General features: G+C 73.6%; 4 protein-coding genes and 1 riboswitch. All 4 genes read left to right on the top strand.

Annotated features, from left to right (window positions below; genetic code table 11):
• Nucleotides 1-236 precede the first annotated feature (236 nt).
• The 4 genes from AC2CJA_RS23925 to AC2CJA_RS23910 all read left to right on the top strand — a co-directional run bounded on the left by AC2CJA_RS23925 (nucleotide 237) and on the right by AC2CJA_RS23910 (nucleotide 5137).
• Nucleotides 237-1514 (top strand): VWA domain-containing protein, encoded by a 1278-nt coding sequence (locus AC2CJA_RS23925; RefSeq protein ID WP_484604753.1) that lies wholly within the window; start codon nucleotides 237-239, stop codon nucleotides 1512-1514.
• The gene (locus tag AC2CJA_RS23920) at nucleotides 1514-2329 is read left to right on the top strand and encodes a hypothetical protein (RefSeq protein ID WP_484604752.1); all 816 of its coding nucleotides are present in this window, start codon (nucleotides 1514-1516) and stop codon (nucleotides 2327-2329) included. The genes AC2CJA_RS23925 and AC2CJA_RS23920 overlap by 1 nt, the downstream gene beginning before the upstream one ends.
• 241 nt (nucleotides 2330-2570) lie before the next feature.
• Nucleotides 2571-3170, top strand: coding sequence for a DM13 domain-containing protein (locus AC2CJA_RS23915; RefSeq protein WP_484604751.1), 600 nt, complete (start codon nucleotides 2571-2573; stop codon nucleotides 3168-3170).
• A gap of 708 nt (nucleotides 3171-3878) precedes the next feature.
• Nucleotides 3879-4056: riboswitch (cyclic di-AMP (ydaO/yuaA leader) on the top strand.
• A 4-nt stretch (nucleotides 4057-4060) separates the two neighbouring features.
• Nucleotides 4061-5137, top strand: coding sequence for a transglycosylase family protein (locus AC2CJA_RS23910; protein WP_484604750.1), 1077 nt, complete (start codon nucleotides 4061-4063; stop codon nucleotides 5135-5137).
• Nucleotides 5138-5227 lie beyond the last annotated feature (90 nt).

Genomic DNA, 5227 nt, shown 5'->3' with positions numbered 1-5227 from the left:
GCCGGGCCCGGGCCGCGCTCGCCCTCCACCCGGGGTGGGCGGGATCCGCCTTCGGTGTCCGCGCCGCGCCGCCCGGGCGGTAAGCGGCCGGGCTGTCGGGGCAGGGGCGCGGGGGCGGTCTCCGTGAGGTGCCGCGGGCCGCCGGGGGGCGCGGCGGCCGGTGGACGATACCGCCCGAACCACCGCCCCCCGGGCCCGTTTTGGACCACAGCGGCGGAGATCAATAGGATCCGCCGATGATCAGAAAACAACGGTCGGTGACGGGCCTCGGCGTCCTGCTCGCCGTGCTCGCGGCCGGGATCGCGTTCCCGGCCGGGGCGGTCGCCGACGAGACCGCCGCGGACGCGCCGAAGGTCAACCTGGTGATCGACGTCAGCGGTTCGATGCGCGCGCGGGACATCGACGGACGGTCGCGCATGGCCGCGGCCAAGCAGGCATTCAACGAGGTACTGGACGCCACCCCCGAGGAGGTCCGGCTCGGCATCCGCACGCTCGGCGCCGACTATCCCGGCGACGACCGCGAGACGGGCTGCAAGGACACCGCGCAGCTCTACCCGGTCGGCCCGCTGGACCGCACCGAGGCCAAGGCGGCGGTGGCCACGCTGGCACCGACCGGCTGGACGCCGATCGGGCCGGCCCTGCTGAAGGCGGCCGGCGATCTCGACGGCGGCACCGGCTCCAAGCGGATCGTGCTGATCAGCGACGGCGAGGACACCTGCGCCCCGCTCGACCCGTGCGAGGTGGCCAGGGAGATAGCGGCCAAGGGCATCGGCCTGACCATCGACACCCTCGGCCTGGTGCCGAACACGAGGATGCGGCAGCAGCTGAGCTGCATCGCCGAGGCCACCGGCGGCACCTACACCTCGGTGGAGCACACCGACGAGCTCACCGAGAAGGTCAACCAGCTGGTGGAACGGGCGGCCGACCCGGTGGTGACGCCGGTGGCCGTGGAGGGCGCGGCGCGGTGCGCCGAGGCGCCGGCCCTGGAGTCCGGCCTGTACACCGACCGCGAGGAGTTCGGCCAGGAGCGCTGGTACCGGGTGGACGTGGCGCCCGGTCAGGAGCTGCGCGCCTCGGTGAGCGTGGCGGCGGACCGGGCGGTGAGGCCGGACTACGGGGTGCTGCTGCGCGCGGTCACGGTGCACGGCCGGGAGATCGTGCGCGGCGAGGCGGCGGGCAACGGCCGCACCGACGTGATCTCCACGGGTCTGCGCTATCCGAAGCCGGAAAGCGATGGCGACGAGGAGGCGGAGAACGAGGCCGGGGCGGAGACGGTGTGTCTGCGGGTGACGAACTCCTTCTCCGCGGCGGACGGGGTGAAGACCACTCCCGGCATGCCGCTGGAACTGACCGTGGACGTGGTCGACGCTCCGTCGCGGGCCGCCGACGTGGCCTCCTTCGGGCTCGGCCGCGGCTGGTGGCTGCTCGGTGTCCTGGTGCTGACCGGCTTCCTCGCGGGCATGGTGTGGGGCTGGCTGTCGCGTTGGCGTGTCGCGGTGTGGAGGACCAACTGATGTGGATCACACGCGTGGTTAGCGCCGCGCTGCTGACGTTCGGCCTCGCGGCGGGACCCGCCGCGGCCGACTCGACACCGTCCCCGAGTCCGTCCGACGGCGATGCGGCGCCCACATCGGCGGGCACCTCGTTCCGTACCGCGGCGGAGATCGGCCAGGGGCGGACGGCGACGGCGAGCGCCTCGGCCGGTGACTACCTGTACTGGTCGTTCCCGGCCGACACCGGTCAGCGTCCCACCGTGAGGGCGACGGTGAAGCTCCCGCGGGAACACGCGGCGCAGACCTGGCAGATCGACGTCTACGACGGTCTGAGGCGCCGTCAGGCGTGCCAGTACGGCGCGCAGACCCGCACAGCCGCCGCGGGCACCGGGTCGGTGGAGCTGGCGTGCGTGCTGCGCACGGTGCGGGCCTGGTCGGAGCCGTGGGCCAATGATCCGCTGCCGGGCACGTACTACCTGCGGCTGACGGCGGTGGGTGTGCGGACGGCCGACCTCGGGCAGCCGGTGGCCGCCGAGGTGCGGGTGGAGTCGAAGGACATGGGCGGGGCGGCGGCCGTGGACGGCCGGCTGGCCGAGCCGCTGGTACCGGGTGTCGCGGTGGCGCGGCAGGACGAGGACGTCAAGGACGAGGACGGCTCCGGGGCGTCGGCCGTGCTGTCGGGTGTCGAGCCGGACGACGGCTGGTCGTCGGGCCGGTGGTCCGACCGCTGGGTGTGGACGGTGTCCGGCGCGGTGCTGGCGGCGCTCGCGGGCATCGGGGGATACGCGCTGACACGGGGCTCGGGACGCCCGGCGCGCGTGCCGCCGAACGCCTGAGCTCTTCCGGGGTCCGCCGTCACTTCGCGCGGCGGGCCCCGGAGGGGGCCCGGCCCGTCCCCCGAAAGCGGCTCGCCGGGCGCCCGTTCACGCCGCCGCCCCATTTCCGCCGACCGCGCGTCCGCCGGGGGTTCGCCACGGTGCTCACGGAGCCTTCCGCGCCCCGGGGCGCGGTTGTGAACGTTCCGTCATGTCCCGGACGGTGCGCCGGTGCCGCTGTTGGCGTTGAATGAACCGGACGATGAGCAGTGGACTGTCGGAGTGGATGGGGGTGGGCGCGTTGCGCGCCGTGGTGAGCAGACCGCTGGTGGCGGCGGTCGTGGTGGTGGCCGTGGTGGCGGCCGGTGTGGGGCTGTACTGGTTCCAGCCGTGGAAGCTGTGGCAGGACGAGACCGTGCGGGAGTCGCTGCCCGCGGCTCCGAGCGCGCCCGCCCCGTCGGCGGCCGACCGGGAGACCGCCTCCGCGGCGCCGCCCGCGCAGGCCGGACCGCGGACGCTGGCCGGCGGTGACCTGATCTCCCACGAGCACCCGACATCGGGGACGGTGCGGCTGATCCGGCTGCCCGACGGCTCCCATGTCGTGCGCCTGGAGAACCTCGAGACCAGCAACGGGCCCGATCTGCACGTCTGGCTGACCGACGCGCCGGTGAGGGAAGGCCGGGCGGGCTGGGGCGTCTTCGACGACGGGGAGTACGTCAGCCTCGGCAGGCTGAAGGGCAACAAGGGGGACCAGAACTACGCCCTGCCCGCCGATGTCGACCCGGACGCGTTCACCAGCGTGACCATCTGGTGCGACCGCTTCGACGTCTCCTTCGGAGCGGCTGAGCTGGAGCGGGTCTGACCGGGGCCGGGACGAAGCCGGCACGGACGGCGGGCCGGGGATACGGCCCGGGGCGGCGGCCGCGCCACGCTGCCGCCCCGGGCGGGCGGCGTCTCCGGCGTCTCCGGCGGCGGGCCCCGCTGTCTTTGGCGAGGGCGAAGGAGACCCGGGCGCACGGCAGGGCTGCGCCGACTTCCCGGCGGGCGCTCCGGGTCCGGGACCCGGAGCGGTCGCGGCCTCCCACGTGAGCGCGTACGGGGGGCCGCCTTCGCCGCCGGCCTCCGCGACCGCGCCGGAAAGCGGCATAACGTCCATGAAGCCCTCAAGGGTTTATACGCCCAAAGGGGTCAGGGGTCTCCTTATGTCCCCGATATTCACCAAGTGCTTCTGTCGTGAGTAACGCCCCATAGCGGTACGGCCGTTCCATCGATGTGCCGGGAATCACATCGCCGCGTACTCCGTGTGCCCGCGGCCGGGAGGCATGGACACCGACGGCGGAAACTCCCGGCCGAAAAGCGGTTTGACGTGTGTGCGGCCCTCGGTGCTCTCCGACCCGGCGCGTGACCGGACACGCACGGCGGCCGTGCTTGTCGGCTCGGTGACAAAGTGACAGGACGTCGGATTTCCGCACCTTGTGTCCGTGAATTCCGTGTGTTTATGTGTCCTGGCCTTCGCCGCCCGTGGCGGGGGTTTCACCGCCGGGACGCCTAGTCCTGCCGCCCGGCGGGGGAGAGGCAACAGCTGACCGCGGCAGGAGCGGGGAAACCACATACGTGCCGTGCCGCCCGTCCAGCGGCCCGGCTTGGGGTGAAGCCGATTTCCGACGCCCCCTGAGACGAAGGGAATCGGCCGGGCAACTCCAGCCCGAATCCGACAGCTAACCTCGCAGGCGTGGGAGAGGAAGCACACCCATGTCCCGTGGTCGTCACCGCCGCCCCCGCACACCCCTGATATCCCGCCAGTTCTCCCGGATCTCCCTGGTCGCCGCGGCCGGCGGTGCGGGAATCGCCGCGCCGGTGGTCGCCGCCGGCAGCGCGAACGCGGCCCCCGCCGCGGTGTGGGAGAAGGTCGCCGAATGCGAGAGCAGCGGCAACTGGTCCATCAACACCGGCAACGGTTACTACGGCGGGCTGCAGTTCTCCCAGTCCAGCTGGGAGGCCGCCGGCGGCACCGAGTACGCGCCGCGCGCCGATCTGGCCACCGAGCAGCAGCAGATCGCCGCCGGCGAGAGACTGCTGGAGCTCCAGGGCCCGGGCGCCTGGCCCACCTGCGGGCCCGCGGCCGGACTCGGCCGGGACTCCGGCGGCCCGGACAGCGCCCCCGCCACCCAGACGCGCGGCGAGTCCCGGCTGAAGACCGGGACGCAGTCCGGCACGAAGCCCGAGGCGGAGCGCGAGCCCGCGGCCGGCACCCACACCGTCGCCTCCGGCGACACCCTCCACAAGATCGCCACCGCTCACGGTGTCGAGGGCGGCTGGCAGGCGGTCTACGACGCCAACCGCAAGACCGTCGGCGACGACCCGCACCTGATCTTCCCCGGCCAGGAACTGGCCCTGGCCGCCCGGTCCTCCGGCGGGGAGCAGGACCGCGCCCCGGAGCGCGCGAGCCGGACGCAGGCCCGCCAGACCGCCGAGAAGGCCGCGCCCCAGGCCGCGCCGGAGACCTACGCGGACAACCTCGACGGCTGGATCCGCGAGGCGCTGGACATCATGCGGGCCAACGGCATCCCCGGCACCTACGAGGGCATCCACCGCAACATCATGCGCGAGTCCAGCGGCAACCCGAACGCGATCAACAACTGGGACATCAACGCCCAGCGCGGCACCCCCTCGATCGGTCTGCTCCAGGTCATCAAGCCGACCTTCGACGCCTACCACGTCCCGGGTACGGCGAACAGCCAGTACGACCCGGTCGCCAACATCGTCGCCGCCTGCAACTACGCGGCCGACCGCTACGGCTCGATCGACAACGTCAACGGACCCTACTGAGACGGCCGGCCCCGAGGCCCCCGCAACCCCGCCCCCCGGGGGGGGGGGCCCCGCGCGCCCCCCGGGGGGGGGGCCCCTTGGGGGGGGTCG

The sequence above is a fragment of the Streptomyces sp. ATLC9 genome (assembly GCF_057196705.1).
This window is presented reverse-complemented; position numbering and strand designations above follow the sequence as displayed.

What these genes read in the sequence shown, in the direction of transcription:
- AC2CJA_RS23920 (WP_484604752.1), top strand. Translation starts at nt 1,514, where the DNA reads ATGTGGATCACACGCGTGGTTAGCGCCGCGCTGCTGACGTTCGGCCTC.
- AC2CJA_RS23915 (WP_484604751.1), top strand. Translation starts at nt 2,571, where the DNA reads ATGAGCAGTGGACTGTCGGAGTGGATGGGGGTGGGCGCGTTGCGCGCC.
- AC2CJA_RS23925 (WP_484604753.1), top strand. Translation starts at nt 237, where the DNA reads ATGATCAGAAAACAACGGTCGGTGACGGGCCTCGGCGTCCTGCTCGCC.
- AC2CJA_RS23910 (WP_484604750.1), top strand. Translation starts at nt 4,061, where the DNA reads ATGTCCCGTGGTCGTCACCGCCGCCCCCGCACACCCCTGATATCCCGC.